This window comes from Kolteria novifilia (assembly GCA_007748055.1).
Classification (GTDB): Bacteria; Planctomycetota; Planctomycetia; order Kolteriales; family Kolteriaceae; genus Kolteria; species Kolteria novifilia.
In genome coordinates this window covers 5,811,740-5,826,986 of record CP036279.1, presented here as the reverse complement: position 1 = coordinate 5,826,986, position 15,247 = coordinate 5,811,740, and the positions used below count along the sequence as shown (strand labels likewise).

11 protein-coding genes are annotated in these 15,247 nt (G+C 62.9%); 5 read left to right on the top strand and 6 right to left on the bottom strand.

All coding sequences use genetic code 11. The features are described 5' to 3' along the window. The first annotated feature begins 2 nt into the window (after positions 1–2). The gene (locus Pan216_RS21410; RefSeq protein ID WP_145261203.1) at positions 3–923 is read left to right on the top strand and encodes an undecaprenyl-diphosphate phosphatase; all 921 of its coding nucleotides are present in this window, start codon (positions 3–5) and stop codon (positions 921–923) included. Positions 924–942: 19 nt separating this feature from the next. Here Pan216_RS21410 and Pan216_RS21405 read toward each other — a convergent pair whose 3' ends face one another. Continuing rightward, on the bottom strand, positions 943–1,587 hold the full coding sequence (locus Pan216_RS21405) for an SGNH/GDSL hydrolase family protein (protein ID WP_145261201.1): 645 nt from the start codon (positions 1,585–1,587) through the stop codon (positions 943–945). A gap of 238 nt (positions 1,588–1,825) precedes the next feature. On the opposite strand from Pan216_RS21405, the gene pyrE reads away from it, so the two are divergent. Further along, positions 1,826–2,371: an orotate phosphoribosyltransferase gene (gene pyrE / locus Pan216_RS21400; protein ID WP_145261199.1), complete on the top strand. Its 546-nt coding sequence runs from the start codon at positions 1,826–1,828 to the stop codon at positions 2,369–2,371. Between the two features lie 239 nt (positions 2,372–2,610). Further along, the gene (locus Pan216_RS21395; RefSeq protein ID WP_145261197.1) at positions 2,611–2,934 is read left to right on the top strand and encodes a DUF6793 family protein; all 324 of its coding nucleotides are present in this window, start codon (positions 2,611–2,613) and stop codon (positions 2,932–2,934) included. A 601-nt stretch (positions 2,935–3,535) separates the two neighbouring features. Here the strand turns inward: Pan216_RS21395 and Pan216_RS21390 are convergent. Next, on the bottom strand, positions 3,536–4,240 hold the full coding sequence (locus Pan216_RS21390; RefSeq protein WP_145261196.1) for a hypothetical protein: 705 nt from the start codon (positions 4,238–4,240) through the stop codon (positions 3,536–3,538). Positions 4,241–4,619: 379 nt separating this feature from the next. Here Pan216_RS21390 and dapF point away from each other — a divergent pair, with 379 nt between their 5' ends. After that, positions 4,620–5,468: a diaminopimelate epimerase gene (dapF, locus tag Pan216_RS21385; protein ID WP_145261194.1), complete on the top strand. Its 849-nt coding sequence runs from the start codon at positions 4,620–4,622 to the stop codon at positions 5,466–5,468. A gap of 23 nt (positions 5,469–5,491) precedes the next feature. Here dapF and Pan216_RS21380 read toward each other — a convergent pair whose 3' ends face one another. Together Pan216_RS21380 and rsmH are read right to left on the bottom strand one after the other, a co-directional pair. Then, positions 5,492–7,831 carry a LysM peptidoglycan-binding domain-containing protein gene (locus Pan216_RS21380; protein WP_145261193.1) on the bottom strand — a complete coding sequence of 780 codons (2,340 nt, stop codon included), beginning with the start codon at positions 7,829–7,831 and terminating at the stop codon, positions 5,492–5,494. 115 nt (positions 7,832–7,946) lie between these two features. Then, the gene (gene rsmH / locus Pan216_RS21375) at positions 7,947–8,918 is read right to left on the bottom strand and encodes a 16S rRNA (cytosine(1402)-N(4))-methyltransferase RsmH (RefSeq protein ID WP_145261191.1); all 972 of its coding nucleotides are present in this window, start codon (positions 8,916–8,918) and stop codon (positions 7,947–7,949) included. Positions 8,919–10,422: 1,504 nt separating this feature from the next. Between rsmH and Pan216_RS21370 the strand changes: the two genes are divergently transcribed. Beyond that, positions 10,423–11,154: a hypothetical protein gene (locus tag Pan216_RS21370; protein ID WP_145261189.1), complete on the top strand. Its 732-nt coding sequence runs from the start codon at positions 10,423–10,425 to the stop codon at positions 11,152–11,154. 63 nt (positions 11,155–11,217) lie between these two features. Here Pan216_RS21370 and Pan216_RS21365 read toward each other — a convergent pair whose 3' ends face one another. Both Pan216_RS21365 and Pan216_RS21360 read right to left on the bottom strand, forming a co-directional pair. Beyond that, positions 11,218–12,687 (bottom strand): aldehyde dehydrogenase family protein, encoded by a 1,470-nt coding sequence (locus Pan216_RS21365; RefSeq protein WP_145261187.1) that lies wholly within the window; start codon positions 12,685–12,687, stop codon positions 11,218–11,220. 215 nt (positions 12,688–12,902) lie between these two features. Next, positions 12,903–14,228: a DUF1598 domain-containing protein gene (locus tag Pan216_RS21360; protein WP_145261185.1), complete on the bottom strand. Its 1,326-nt coding sequence runs from the start codon at positions 14,226–14,228 to the stop codon at positions 12,903–12,905. Positions 14,229–15,247: the final 1,019 nt, after the last annotated feature.

Sequence of the window (15,247 nt, the reverse complement as noted above, 5' to 3'; positions counted from 1 at the left end):
CTGTGCCCGAGACGGTCCCCTCGCTCGGGATTGGAGAAGCGGTCGCCCTTGGGGTGCTCCAAGGGCTGACCGAGTTTCTGCCGATTTCGAGCAGTGGTCACCTCGCGCTGGCCCAGCATTTCCTTGGCCTGCGCGACCTTCCCCTCTTCTTCGACGTCATGTTGCACGTCGGCACGCTCGCCGCTGTCCTCTTCTTCTACCGGCGATCCCTCTTGATGGCCGTCGGAGACGCGGCCGGGGTCTCTTACGATCAGTCCGCCGTCGAGGCGATGCTCCTTCCCAGACTCCCCGGCTGGCGCACGGCATGGCTTCTCATTCTCGCCACCCTTCCCGTCGTCATGGCGAGTTTCGTCTTCCGAGTCGAGACGGCCGACGGGCCCTCGGAAACTCCGGCCTGGATCGAGCAAATCGCCGGCCTGCGCGAGCATGCCTCGGAGCGGCCGTGGGCGATTCTCGGCTTCATGGTGGCGACCGGGGGAGTCCTGCTCATCGGTTCCCGCTTCCAGGGAGGGAAAGCCGACGCGGAAGCGACGACGTGGTGGCAAGCGGTCATCGTCGGGATCGCGCAGACCTTCTCGGCGCTCTTTCCCGGAATCAGTCGAAGTGGCGCGACGGTCTCGACCGGACTGGTGGCTGGTATGCGACCCGAGTGGGCGGTGCACTTCAGCCTGCTGATGTCGATTCCCGCGATCCTTGGCGCCGCGGTGCTCAAGGCCGCGGACCTCGATCCGCGCTGGTTGACGCCGGGGAACATCGTGGCGACGCTCATCGGCACCCTGGTCTCGGCGATGGTCGGATGGTGCTGTATTCTCTTTCTGCTCCATGCCGTGCGGCGCCGACGCTGGTGGTGGTTCACCATCTACCTTTGGAGCTTCGCGCTGATCGTGGCGGGCATTCTTTCGGCCCAGTCGGCCGGAAGCTAGACCGCCACTCCTCGGCCCGTCAACTCTCCTGCAACAACGCTCCGATCACCCTGGCGAGGGTCGCTCCCAAGTGCATGTGTTGATCGGCATCCAAGTGAACGCCGTCGACTTGGCTCGTCGTGGTCACGCTTCCAGCGTCGAAGAAGGGGCAGTCCTTTTCGAGGGTGACGCGTTTGATCGCCTCGGCGAGTCCTTCGGATTTCGCTCGGGCCCCCGCGAACTTGGGTGCGATCGGTCCCTTCGGATCGCCAGGTTGCGGCGGGGCGATGACCAGGATTCGCGGAACGGGCATTCCCGGCTCGATAGGGGCACGGCGAATCGCGTCGATGAGTGCGCCGATTCCTTGGGCCGCGTGCCAAGCGTTGTGCGGGTGCACCGATTGGAAGTCGTTGGTGCCCAGCATCAGCACCACGAGCGAAAGGGGCGAGTGGATCTCGATTCGTTGTTCGAGCCCCTCGAGACCGTTGCGTCCCGGCTTGAAGGGATCGTCGAAGACCGTTCGCCGACCGTTGAGACAGTCCTCGATCATGCGGACGTCGATCTGCTCGGATCGCAGCGTCTGCTCGACGACGCCTGGCCAGCGTTGCGCAAAGGGCAGCCGCTTTCGCGTGTTGGGGATGATTCCCCAGGTGAGCGAGTCGGCATAGACGAGTATCTGGTGCATCGGCCATTTCCCCACGCGACGACGTCCGAAGTAGGATCAACGGGCTTCCATGAGAGTGTTAACCGATTGCGGGTGCGGCCGAAAGGGAAAGAGTGGTTGGCGACCGCGGAAATTGGTTCGACGACCCACATTTTCCTAACGTCTAGTAGAGCCACGAAGAAGAACGTCGTCGAGATTCTCCAGGGGACGAACGGTCGATCCCGGGGGGAGTCGGTTCGCTGTTGGGAGGCAACGATTGATGGACGCCCGCGCCGAATTGATTGAGTTGGTCAACCGCCACGCGGTCAAGCATGGTGACTTCACGCTCGCCAGCGGAGCGAAGTCGAGCTACTACATCGACTGCCGAAAGGTGACGCTCCTCGCCGCCGGCGCCAAGTTGATCGGCCAGGGGATGCTCGAATTCATGGCGGAAGTCGACTACGACGCGATCGGTGGCATGACGCTCGGCGCCGATCCGATCGTGGGAGCGGTGATTACCCTTTCCGCCGAGACGCGTCCGGACCTCAAGGGCCTGTTGGTGCGCAAGGAAGCCAAGTCGCATGGCACCGGCCAAGCCATCGAAGGGCCGCTCGAGGGGAATGAACGCGTGGTGGTTGTCGAGGATGTCACGACCAGCGGTGGCTCGGCGATGAAGGCGATCAACGCCCTGCGCGAGGCGGGCTGTCAGGTCGTGCAAGTCCTGACGGTCCTCGACCGAAACGCCGGCGCCACGGAACTCTTCGAAAAGGAGGGGATTGCCTTCCGCTCGTTGCTAACGCTCACGGATCTCGGCCTCGCCCCCTGATGGGCCGCCGGACGATACGATGCGCCCGTGACGAGTGGGTAGAATCGAAGGACTTTGCTGGAATCGATCGCGTTTTGAACGACCTCTCCCGAGCCCTGGTCCGTAGTACTCATGTGGGGATCGTGGATGGGAACGACCCGCTCGCTTGCACTTTGGTCTCCCGCTGGCTACGCTGAAATTCGATGAACAGCGAGTGGGAGGTTCCGAACATCGGCTGCTAGAGCCAGGGAGGATATGCGATGGCGCTCTTCGAGGTGGAAACGGACGCACATATCATGATCGTCTGGGCCGACGACAAGGACCAGGCGAAGGAGTTCTGTCACAGCAACTACCCTGAGGAAGAGGTACTTCGCGTCGGCGTTCGTCCGCGCGATGCCTGGGTGATTTCCAAGCGTTTGCTGGGGATCGAGGACAACGTCGACCCGTGCGCGACCGCTCGCGAGTGCCTCGCCAAGGCCCGCGGCGACAAACTTCACGCGATTCGCCTCTACATGCACGAGACGGGAACCGATCTCGAGCAGGCACGTAAAGCGATCGAGTCGAACATGGCGATCGGCTGGTAAGCACGCATCGCTACCAGTCCGACATCTTCACTTCCTCAAGCCGCCCCGAACTCTTTCGGGGCGGCACCGTTGGATCTCCAACATCGTCGTCGGCGTCTTCTCCGGGAACCATGCCCCAGAGTTCTGGGTTCCGGGTGCCATGCCCTCGTTTTCGTGGGCATGCCGGGACGATGTCGTTCTCGGGAGGATGATCGCTCTCAAGGACACGTGGCGGAACTCATCTGTCCGCCCTCGGTCGCGTCGCCGGAGACTTCTTGCGGCTGCGCCGCCCCGGTAGCACAGCAACCGGGGCTACCCAGGTAACTGGGTGCCATGCCCTCGTTTTCGTGGGCATGCCGGGACGATGTCGTTCTCGGGAGGATGATCGCTCTCAAGGACACGTGGCGGAACTCATCTGTCCGCCCTCGGTCGCGTCCCCGGAGACTTCTTGCGGCTGCGCCGCCCCGGTAGCACAGCAACCGGGGCTACCCAGGGAACTGGGTGCCATGCCCTCGTTTTCGTGGGCATGCCGGGACGATGTCGTTCTCGGGAGGATGATCGCTCTCAAGGACACGTGGCGGAACTCATTTGTCCGCCCTCGGTCGCGTCGCCGGAGACGCCCTTACGGAGCGGGAGCGGCCTCCTTGGCCGGCTCCGCCTTGGCTTCGTTTCCATCCTTCTCCGCAATCGAGCCGAGGAACGATTTCAGCGCGGCCTCGTCGAACTTCTCCTCGGGACCGAACGCGGCCATGATCACCCCCGCCCGTAGCGGGAAGAAGTACTGCACCATTGGCTTGCCGTCGCCCTTGCCCTGGCTCACGGCTCGTTCGCCGCGGAACGTCTCGCCGCCCGCCTCGATCTCGACGGGAGCTTCGTCTTTCACCTGGACGTTCTCTCCGTCCCCGATCCCTTGCTGCTTGAGTTGGACCTGCAATTGTTCCTTAGTCGCGCCGGGGAAATGAGCGACGAAGAAGACGGTGAAGTCGAAGGCCTTCTCGTCACTGCCGGCGAACGCGACTCCCTTGGGAGCGATGACGACGAAGCTTCCGTCGACAATCGGGATCCTCATGGCCATCCGCGGCTCATAGCCTTCGGGAACTCTACAGGGGACGATCTCCTGAAGCATCTTGCCGGCCTGAACGGGATCCTCGACAAACAGGCTCTTCATGTACCAAACGAGGATGATGGCCGCGATGACGAAGACGACGAGCACGCCGCCGCAGCCAATCAGGGACCAGCCGAGACAGCCGAGCCCTTGCCCCTTCGGGCGGCTCGGACGCTTTTCCTCGGAGTCGAACGTTTCGGAACTCGTGAATCCCTCGGACATGGATACCTCTCGTGTTGTTTCGATCGGTCGGTTGCGCTTCGATGGGGACGCCGTCTCTTGTTCATGTTCGCCGCCCGGAGTCATTTCTCGACCGCGAGGGACGATGCCGGGGCTGTCGTACTCGACGGTCTCCCCTCGGCGACGGTGACCGTGATGATTGGTTCTAACGACCCCAGCGATGGTACGCAAGGGGCTGTCCCTCCGGGTTCCTTCCCGCGACGATCTCCACGCCCTATACTGACCTGTTCGATCGCGTTGGATCCAGAGCGACGCGGTGGCACCGACGCGCGATCGGAGCGAATCAATGGGCAGCTCGAAGTGGTCGTCCTCGGCCTGAGTGCCCAGGCGAATCGAGCGAGAACAAGGCGGGAAGACGGTCATGCGGTTCACGAAGATGCACGGGGCGGGGAACGACTATGTCTACGTCAATTGTTTTGACGAGCCGGTCCCGAAAGATCCCGCGGCGGTGAGCCGGCTGGTCGCCGATCGACACTTCGGCATCGGTGGCGACGGACTGATTCTCATCTGCCCGCCGACCGACTCCGGCAACGACGCCCGCATGCGCATGTTCAACGCCGATGGCAGCGAGTCGGAGATGTGCGGCAACGGCATCCGGTGCGTGGCGAAGTATCTCTACGATCACGCCGTTGTCCCGAAGACTGACTTGCTCATCGAAACAGGTCGAGGCACGCTGCGTCTGGAGCTTGAAACGTCCGGCGGTTTGACCGAGCGCGTTCGCGTCAACATGGAGTCGCCGGTGCTCAAGGCCGCGGAGATTCCGACAACCCTCCCTGGCGATCCGCCGATCGAGGTTCCCCTCGAGGTCGATGGCAGAACCTTCAAGATCACGGCGGTCTCGATGGGAAATCCGCACGCGATCACCTTCGTCGACTCGCTCGAGGACGAGTTGGTCTTCGGCTTCGGCCCAAAGATCGAGAACCATCCCGCCTTTCCCAAGCGTGTCAACGTCGAGTTCGTGAAGGTGCTCTCGCCGACGGAGATGAGGATGCGGGTCTGGGAACGAGGCTCGGGCGAGACGCTTGCTTGCGGAACGGGAGCCTGCGCCGTCGCCGTCGCGGGCGTCCTGACGGACCGGACCGAACGCCGGGCGCTGATTCATCTCTTGGGGGGGGACTTGGAACTGGAGTGGTCGGAGGCCGACGACGTCGTCACCATGACCGGTCCCGCCGCCGAGGTCTTCAGCGGCGAGATCGCGATCCCGCAGTAACATCTCTTCAAGCGGGCCGCTTGTCAGCGCGGGGGCAGTTTGCCGCCGGGAAGACGAAGGGCGGTTCCGATCGGCACGTCGAACTCGTTGGGAAGTTGGTCGCGGTTGAGGTCGTAGATCTCGCGCCAGCGGTCTCCGTCACCAAGCGTGCGACGGGCGATCGCGTAGAGGGTCTCGCGGTCCTTCTCCACGACGTAGACGTTCTTGTTTTCTTTCGCCGTTGGCTCTTCCGGCTCGCCGGGCATGGTGGTCGGTAGCGCCGGCGACGCTTCCTTCCGCGTCGTCTGAGCGAGACGGGCGGGCTCGGCTTGCAGCGTCGGTTCCTTCTCCGCAGGTTCCCCAGCCGCCTCGAGATCGCTATCGGCACGCGCGATGACGGGCGTCCCCGACTGAACGACCTTCTGGAACGACTCCTTGTTCCGCTTGTTGACTTCCTGATACTCGCGTCTGAGGATCGCGGCGGGTGGCACCAGGACGCGCGATCCGGTCGTCAAACTGTCGTCGTTGCGCAGTCGCGAGCGGTTGTAGCGGGCGAGAGCGGACCCGTAGTCCGCGCTGCCATACATCGACTTCGCGACGGTGTCGAACGTGTCGCCTTGGAGGACGACGTAGGTTTCGACGTCGTAGGAGAGCAAGTCGACTTGTTTCTTCCCATCGCGGCCGCCGCCGGTGAGTTGAACGCCTCCGTCGGATCCGGGTTCCTGCTTGCCGGGACGAACGTATTCGACGCCGCTGGCGGGCACCACGCGCCGCTTGACCGGGACGAAGACTTCGCGAGGCGGCGTGGCCGCCAACTCCGTCGTCTGGGCTTGCTGTTCCTCTTCCGTCATCGCGACCGACGGCTGGAGGTCGAGCGTTCGCGGCTCCGGCTTTTCTGCCTCTTCCGCTTTCGCGGTGATGGGAACGGCCTTGGCGATCACCTTGCGATCGGGAAGCTGCGTCCCCGCGGCGGTGGTCGCGACGGTATTCTTCGGTTCCGCTTGAACCTTGGCCGACGCCTCGTTGGGGATTCGCTTGAGCGTCTTGCGCGGGATCGACAGGCGTTGGGGAGTCGGTGGTGACGCGACCGGTTCCTTGGCGGAAATAGTGACGGCGGGACGATCTTCGGTCGGTGGAATCGTGGCCGGCGCGACCAACGTTTCGGCACGCTCCGGCTCGGTCCGTCGATCGGCGACCAGTCGTGTTTGGGGACCGACTTGCTCGATGGCGGAAATCGACACCGCTGGGACCGTGTCCACCGTCGGTTTGGGCTCGGGCCGTGAATTCGCCGAGAAGACCCGCGTTCCCGGAATCGTCTCCATTGCCGGCGGCTTCGACGGGTCATAGTCGAAGATGACCGACGGGACGTTGCGAACCGGGGTTCGTCGCTTCGTGATCATGGAATTGCCCGGCGGACGGTTCAGCGGAGCGGGCACGGTCCGTTGGGTGACGATCGGTTCGCTCGAGGAGGGAATCGACTCCATCGCTTTCGGAGAGGCCGCGGGCGCGTTGGAAGTCACCTCGGAGACCAAGGGCTTGTCGCTATTGATGACCGCCTTCGGTTGCGAAATAATGTCGCTGGCCTTTGGCGCCGAGCTGACTTTTGCCGGGGTCGGCATCGCGGCCAACTCGCTCGGCGCGGGAGGGGCACTCGGCACGGACGGTTCGCTTTTCACGGACATCGCGGGCGCCGGCGGGATCGCCGCGGGAGAAGCGGGCGCGGGGACCGACTCTTGGGCGGCTACGAACCCCTCATCCTTCTCCTTGGCCAGTTCGGACGTCGCTGTCTCCCGTTGCTTGACCGAAGGGATCGAACTCTCACGTTCCACGATATCGATCGGCAATGGCGCCGGGGCGCTCGGTTCGGACCGGATCGCGGATGCTTCGGGCGGCGCGGCTGGCATCTCCTCGACGGTCACGTTTGGTATTTCCTTCTGACTTGCGTCGGCGCCGGGTAATGTCGACCAGAGGTCGGCGATCGCCGGGCCCACGGCCGAGATCGTCTCCTTCAGCGCGCTGGATTTCTTGCTGGGTGTCGGCTTCGGCTCCTCGGCGACCACGTTGGTCGCGGCCGGGGGAACGCTGGGAAGCGGCGGCGGGGCGGGCACGTCGAGGCGTTCGGTGCGAACCTCGGTTGGCTCGGTCGCGGCACTCTCGGAGGAATCGCCTGCGCCGGATTCCGAGGCGTCGATGAATCCCGGCTGGATCCGCGGACCGTTCCCCGGTCCCTGATTCCCGGTGACCGCGGGGCCGGTTCCCAACGCGTGGTCGACTTTAGCCAAGATCCGTCCGGCATCGAGTTGACCCTTGTAGGCCAACACGCCTCCGACGACGGTCACGAAGATGGCCGCGGTTGCCGCGACGATTTTCAGATCGCGCGTCATGGAATCCGGTCCTCCCTCAAACCGGTCGGGCCAAACAGCAATTTGCGACGACATCCGATGTTCCTCGTTCTGGCACCACAAGCGTCCTTGCTCGCGGCGTCGGATTCGATGGTTGTTACCGGCGCTGCGCCGCCCGCAACTTCGCACTGCGGGCACGCGGGTTGGAGTCGGTCTCTTCGTCGGTCGGGCGAAGCGGCTTCTTCGTCAGCACGTCCCAAACCTCCCGCTCGCGGAAGGCCACCTTCACTTGGCGATCCTCCAGCGAGTGAAAGCTGATCACCACGGCCCGACCGCCAGCTCTTAGGACGCTCGGCAGCGATTTCAGCAGCCGCCCGAGCGTTCCCATCTCGTCATTGACCGCGATCCGCAATGCCTGAAAGACGCGCGTGGCCGGGTCGATCTCCGGCGTCCGCCGCTTCCAATGCGGTTGGGGCCGGGGACGCGGCACTGTCCTGCGGATCATCTCGGCCAACTGGCCGGTCGTCGCAAAGGGCCGCTTGCGTCGATCCTCCGCGATCCGCTGGGCGATCCTCCGACTGAAGCGTTCCTCGCCGTATTCGCGAAAGATTTTCGTCAACTCCTCGACCGAAAGCCGGGCGACGAGCTGGCTCGCCGGTTCCCCGCTTGTCGGATCCATCCTCATGTCGAGGGGGCCATCGTGCCGAAAACTAAAACCCCGTTCCGCGATATCCAACTGGGGCGACGCGACGCCAAGATCGGCGATCACCCCATCAATGCTCTCGATCTTGAGCTTCGACAGGACCCACTGTAGGTCCGCGAAGTTCGCGTGAATCATCTCGATCGGGCAGCCGTACTCGCGCCGTTCGGCCGCCTCGAGGCTCGCCGGGTCCTGGTCGAGAGCGATCAGCCGGCCGTTTGGCCCCAGGATCTCCGAAATCGCCTGCGAATGACCGCCCAGTCCGAGCGTCGCGTCGACGATCGTCTGCCCCGGCTCAAGAGCGAGGTGCTCGATCACCTCTCTCGGCATGACCGAGAGATGCCGCGAGCCCGCTTCATTCTCGCCGTCATCGACTGTCTCATCTGTCGGACGATCCTGCTCGTCGTCCGCTGGGTTCGATTCGTTCATGATGTTCCATCGGGGCACGTTCGACTCGCGGAAAAGGCGCCGTCAATCGGCGTCCGGGTCCACGTTCGTGCCAAGGTCTGGGGTGTCGCGTCAAAAGGAGAATGCGAGCGCACCATACCCGGCGATTGGATCAGGTCAAGGTGAAACGCGAAGGGAGGTGCGAAAATGGGGGAAACGATGGGTTCTGGGTGCTCACGTTTCTTCCTTGGCTACCCCCGGTTGAATCAACCGGGGGTAGCCATGCAAGGATGCGATGATCACGCTCTTGGGTAGCCCCGGTTGCTGTGCTACCGGGGCGGCGCAGCCGCAGGAAGTCGCGGGTGGAGGTTGAATGCCGGGGACGGACGATTTGTCGGCGGTAGAGGGTCTTGCTTTGAGACTTCTAGCCGACTTCGTCGGCCCCGGTTGATTCAACCGGGGGTAGCCTTGCGATGATGCGATTGTCACACTCTTGGCTAGCCCCGGTTGCTGTGCTACCGGGGCGGAGTCAGGATCGCCATGCTCCTTTCGGGCATGGCTCGCCCGCAAGGAAGTCGCGGGTGGAGGTTGAATGCCGGGGACGGACGATTTGTCGGCGGTAGAGGGTCTTGCTTTGAGACTTCTAGCCGACTTCGTCGGCCCCGGTTGAATCAACCGGGGGTAGCCTTGCGATGATGCGATTGTCACACTCTTGGCTAGCCCCGGTTGCTGTGCTACCGGGGCGGAGTCAGGATCGCCATGCTCCTTTCGGGCATGGCTCGCCCGCAAGGAAGTCGCGGGTGGAGGTTGAATGCCGGGGACGGACGATTTGTCGGCGGTAGAGGGTCTTGCTTTGAGACTTCTAGCCGACTTCGTCGGCCCCGGTTGAATCAACCGGGGGTAGCCTTGCGATGATGCGACTGTCACACTCTTGGCTAGCCCCGGTTGCTGTGCTACCGGGGCGGCGCAGCCGCAAGAGGTCGCGGGTGGAGGTTGAATGCCGGGGACGGACGGTTTGTCGGCGGTTGAGGGTCTTGCTTTGAGACTTCTAGCCGACTCCGTCGGCCCCGGTTGAATCAACCGGGGGTAGCCTTGCGATGATGCGATTGTCACACTCTTGGCTAGCCCCGGTTGCTGTGCTACCGGGGCGGCGCAGCCGCAGGAAGTCGCGGGTGGAGGTTGAACGCCGGGGACGGACAGTTTGTCGGCGGTTGAGGGTCTCGTTTTGAGACTTCTAGCCGACTTCGTCGGCCCCGGTTGAATCAACCGGGGGTAGCCTTGCGATGATGCGATTGTCACACTCTTGGCTAGCCCCGGTTGCTGTGCTACCGGGGCGGAGTCAGGATCGCCATGCTCCTTTCGGGCATGGCTCGCCCGCAGGAGGTCGCGGGTGGAGGTCCAGTTTGGCGAAGTGAGTGTGTCGAGAGAGGGTGCGTCGTTCGAGACTTCGTGCCGACTCTGTCGTGCGAGAATGGGGGACAATCGGGAGTCTGGTATGCTGGAAAGATGCGGATGTTGAGCGAGTGTTCGTCTAGGAGAATTTAACATGACGCAATATGAGCTTCGTTGGGATCCCGAGGATCGCCGCAAGGACTTCGACCAAGACGGTCTTCCACTCGATTCAGAGACGGTGCGATACGAACTTGAACAGCTAGTTGGCTTGACGATTGAGCATGCAAAGCGAAACGGTGATTTCGGAAGTGACGATGTGAACAATGCGTGTGTTGAAGCGTTCGCAATCCACTACCGAGCCTTGTTTGACTTCTTCTTTGGGCATTTGCGTAAGAGAACGAGTTCTCCAACACCAGACAATTCACGGAAGACAGACGTTTTCGCGTGGGACTTCGCCAACGATTGGGAAGAACGATACCTCTCTCCACGTCCAGAATTCTTGGTTGCATACAAGGAGGAAGCAAACAAGAAGGTTGCGCACATCACGACGGATCGTCGGGGCGTGAATCAGCTTGACAGCGACAAGATATCTGAATGGCCGATGGTCGACATCACGAGAGAAATCTGCGACGTGATGGGCAAGTTTTTGAGTCTCGTGCCGGCCGACAAGTTCGCTGACGCGGAACTTGATCGGATGAAAGCCATCATTGACGAGTTCAGGCAAGCAGATCCAGCAACCGAATCCGTCAATACATCATCGGACACCGGTCAACCCAACACCGCCAAGCTTCATCCACCTAGCGGAGTCACTTCCAGTGACAACTCCGACACTACTCAGCTGCGTTCAAGTCTTCACGGCAAAACCAAAGGCAGCTCAGAAGGGTAGTTCCGATTCTGAGCTGCCTCATTGTACGTGAATGATACTGCGCATCGCGCGATCGTGACCGCCCTACGCCAAGTTGACGGTGACGGTCTTGTCCTCGAGGTAGCTATCGAGCGCCTTTTCGCCCAGTTCGCGGCCTTGCCCAGACATCTTGAAGCCGCCGAACGAAGCACCGGCGTCGAAGACGTCGTAGCAGTTGACCCAGACGGTGCCGGCACGGACGCGATTGGCGATCGCGTGGGCCTTGCCGATGTCGCGGGTCCAGACCGCCGCGGCCAAGCCGAAGGCCGACTTGTTGGCCCGCTGAACGACCTCGTCCATGTCCTTGAACTTGATGACCGAGAGGACCGGGCCGAAGATCTCGTCGGTCGCGATCGCCATGTCGTCGTTGACGTTGGTGAAGACAGTCGGTTCGATGTAGTAGCCCTTGTCGCCGACGCGATTGCCGCCCGCGACGCACTCGGCCCCTTCCGACTTGCCCTTGTCGATGTAGCTCATGATCTTGTCGAACTGAGCCTGGTCGATCTGCGGGCCTTGCTCGGTGCTGGGATCGAAGGGATCGCCGACCTTGCGGGCCTTGGTGCGCGACGCCATCTTGTCGATGAAGGCGTCGTAAGCCTTCTCCTCGACGAAGAGCCGGCTACCCGCACAGCAGCACTGTCCCTGGTTGAGGAAGATGCCGACGTAGGAGCCCTCGACCGCCGCGTCCATGTCGGCGTCGGCGAAGACGATGTTGGGGCTCTTACCACCCAGTTCGAACGTCAGCCGCTTCAGGGTCTCGGCGGCGTTGCGCATGATGATCTGAGCGGTCTTGTATTCGCCGGTGAAGGCGATCTTGTCGACGCCGGGATGATCGACGAGAGCGGCGCCCGTCTCACCGAAGCCGGTGACGATGTTGAGGACACCATCGGGGATGCCAGCCTCTTGACACAGCTCGCCGAGCCGCAGCGCCGAAAGGGGAGTTTGCTCGGCGGGCTTCAGGACGCTGGTGCAGCCCGCGGCGAGGGCCGGAGCCCACTTCCACGCGACCATGCAGAGTGGGAAGTTCCACGGGATGATCTGGCCGGCGACGCCGACCGGCTCCCGCTTGGTGTAGCAGAAGTGGTTGCCGCGAATCGGCACCGTGTTGCCGTGAATCTTGTCGGCCCAGCCCGCGAAGTAGCGGAAGACGTCGATGACAAAGGGGAGGTCGCCGTGGCGGCTCTCGGCGATCGGCTTTCCGTTGTCGAGGGTTTCGAGGGCGGCGAGCTCGTCGATGTTCTCTTCGATCAAGTCGGCGATCTTGTACATGATGCGGCCGCGGTCGCGGGCATCCATCTTCGGCCAGTCGCCGGTCTCGAAGGCGCGACGCGCCGCTTCGACGGCGAGATCGACGTCTTCCTTGCCGGCGAGAGGAACTTCGGCGATCGGCTCTTCGTTGGTGGGGTTGAGCGTTTCGAACGTCTTGCCGCTGCAACTGTCGAGCCATTTGCCGTCGATGAACATCTTCGTCTGCTTGACCTTCGGCGGTCGCGTCGCGGTCGTCATGGTGGCCATCGGTATCGGTCCCTTTACAAGGTGGGTGATCTCTGTTCGAAGCTCTTCCCGGCGTCGCTCAAAGGAGGCAACGTGATGGTTGATCCGGTGGCGACTCGGGGTGCTTCGTCTGCGCTTGCCCTCACGGTAACGTGCCGTCTTGGGAGAATGCAACCGCTACCTTCGATTCTACGAACCGATTGGTCCTCAATTGAGGGAGAGCAGCGCCAGAGTTCCTATTCGCCCAGCATCGACCACTGGGTTTCTTCCGATGGTCGACTCGGTTTGACGGGAAAATCCGCGAGCGGGGCCTCTTGGCGATCTTGTTCGACGACCCTCCCAGGAGAGAGGTTCACGCCGCCGACCGAGAGGAGGAGCGAACGGCCCGCGAGTTTCGCGTTCGCCAGGGTCGCGGCGGTGGTGGGAACGGGCGTCTTCGGGACCGGATAGCCGGAAGGATCGAGGATCCACCGGAGATCCCACTCGGCTTTTTCGTGCAATCGGTCGGTTCCGATCAGCGCGGCGAGAACGCCGAGGTCGGTGACATTGCGAAGGTCCGCCAAGACGGGGATCGCGGCCTCCATCTCGGGAAAGTGTTCGGTGAACTGTTTGGCGAACGCCTCGGCGCTCGGCCCGGAGCTGTTGGAACGTCCGGTGGGCGAATCGCTCGCGAGGACCCGCAAGCCTTGACCACGCAGCTCGTACGCATCCCCCTCGGGCGCGACGATGAGCGAGTCGTAATCGGGCGTGAACCAGACGCGACTGTAGAGGCTCTCGCCACGACGGAGCAGGGCGAAGCGGCTCTTCACTTTGGAGACCGGCGAACGCATGAGCCCGAGGTTGAGTTGCTTGAGGATGTAGTCGGCCTCGATCATGGTGAAAGCGGTAGGGGTATCGGCGTCGATGCCGAAGAAGCGAACTTCCTGCGGGCCACAGGCTTGGGCGATCGCTTGCATCACCCGCCCGTAGCCACGGCCTCGGCGCACGGCTCCGATCCGGCCGGCGGCCTGTTGGATACGCGGGATGGCGTTGGGCGGCAGGTCGAGCGAGCAGCCGTAGTTGGTGTTCTCCTTCCCAGGGCCGACGGTGCGAAGGGCGGTGACAAGATCGTCGAGCCGGAGGGTGGGACGGCCCGACTGCTCGCCGATGGCTCGTCCGCTCTCGGGCGAATCGAGGGGCTCGCGCGGGCCGGCGATGACGAGGTCTTTTTCCTCAGGGAAGACGAAGACGTATTGGAGCCGCGTCATGCCATCGAGGAACGCCATCTCCTCGGGAATCGCTTCGCCGGCATCGACGCGGCCTTTTACTTCGCGAAAGAGTCTGGGAAGGGAGACAAAGGCAATCACCTCCGCATCGCGTCCCCGGCGTTTGCGGAGGGCGGCCAGCTTGCGGCTGCGCGCCTTGTCGGCGGTCTGGCGAGCCCGCAGCACCCCTTGGGCATCGACAAAGACGCCCCCGGCGCCCGTCGTCGCCACTTGGGCCATCGTGGGTTCGCTGAAGAGGCTAAGGAGGGCCAAGACAATGGCGCCTGCCCAAGTCCATTTGGAGAACCGAGAAGCCATGAAAATGATCTCCCCTCACACGTGCGGACGCTTCCCCAAGCCTCTCTAGCCTACTCGTTGCGGCGGGGCGGCGGAAGAACGGGCGGTGTGGCCTTGTCAATTTGGGCGTGGGTTGCACGCAAGAGGCCGTTGGAAGTTCATCACGTTTCGGGCGTTTGAACGCGTCATCCGAGACTTCTTTCGGCTGCGCCGCCCCGGTAGCGAAGCAACCGGGGCTAGCCATAAGGATTGGTAGCGAAGCAACCGGGGCTAGCCATAAGGATTGGTAGCGAAGCAACCGGGGCTAGCCGGAAGGTTTGGTGGCGAAGCAAGCGGGGCTAGCCGGAAGAGGAGGTTGTTGAGTTATGGGGTCTTGAGCCGCGGAGCGGCAGCGGTTAGTAGCCAGGGGTGGCAACCCCTGGAAACCGTCATCCCCGATTTCAAAGCCCCGCAAGGGGCGGCGGAAGAACGGGCGGTGTGGCCTTGTCAATTTGGGCGTGGGTTGCACGCAAGAGGCCGTTGAAAGTTCATCACGATTCGGGCGTTTGAACGCGTCATCCGAGACTTCTTTCGGCTGCGCCGCCCCGGTAGCGAAGCAACCGGGGCTGGCCGGAAGGATTGGTGGCGAAGCAAGCGGGGCTAGCCGGAAGAGGAGGTTGTTGAGTTATGGGGTCTTGAGCCGCGGAGCGGCAGCGGTTAGTAGCCAGGGGTGGCAACCCCTGGAAACCGTCATCCCCGATCTCAAAGCCCCGCAAGGGGCGGCGGAAGAACGGGCGGTGTGGCCTTGTCAATTTGGGCGTGGGTTGCACGCAAGAGGCCGTTGAAAGTTCATCACGTTTCGGGCGTTTGAACGCGTCATCCGAGACTTCTTTCGGCTGCGCCGCCCCGGTAGCGAAGCAACCGGGGCTAGCCATAAGGATTGGTAGCGAAGCAACCGGGGCTAGCCGGAAGGTTTGGTAGCGAAGCAACCGGGGCTGGCCGGGATTTCTGGGGACATGCCCACGCTTCGTGGGCATGGCACCCCTGAGATTGTTTGGCAA

Excerpts from the sequence above, each read along its gene's own strand:
- Pan216_RS21365 (WP_145261187.1), bottom strand. The coding sequence starts at position 12,687 with ATGGCCACCATGACGACCGCGACGCGACCGCCGAAGGTCAAGCAGACG.
- Pan216_RS21380 (WP_145261193.1), bottom strand. The coding sequence starts at position 7,831 with ATGACGCGCGATCTGAAAATCGTCGCGGCAACCGCGGCCATCTTCGTG.
- Pan216_RS21405 (WP_145261201.1), bottom strand. The coding sequence starts at position 1,587 with ATGCACCAGATACTCGTCTATGCCGACTCGCTCACCTGGGGAATCATC.
- Pan216_RS21390 (WP_145261196.1), bottom strand. The coding sequence starts at position 4,240 with ATGTCCGAGGGATTCACGAGTTCCGAAACGTTCGACTCCGAGGAAAAG.
- Pan216_RS21360 (WP_145261185.1), bottom strand. The coding sequence starts at position 14,228 with ATGGCTTCTCGGTTCTCCAAATGGACTTGGGCAGGCGCCATTGTCTTG.
- pyrE (WP_145261199.1), top strand. The coding sequence starts at position 1,826 with ATGGACGCCCGCGCCGAATTGATTGAGTTGGTCAACCGCCACGCGGTC.
- Pan216_RS21370 (WP_145261189.1), top strand. The coding sequence starts at position 10,423 with ATGACGCAATATGAGCTTCGTTGGGATCCCGAGGATCGCCGCAAGGAC.
- Pan216_RS21395 (WP_145261197.1), top strand. The coding sequence starts at position 2,611 with ATGGCGCTCTTCGAGGTGGAAACGGACGCACATATCATGATCGTCTGG.
- rsmH (WP_145261191.1), bottom strand. The coding sequence starts at position 8,918 with ATGAACGAATCGAACCCAGCGGACGACGAGCAGGATCGTCCGACAGAT.
- dapF (WP_145261194.1), top strand. The coding sequence starts at position 4,620 with ATGCGGTTCACGAAGATGCACGGGGCGGGGAACGACTATGTCTACGTC.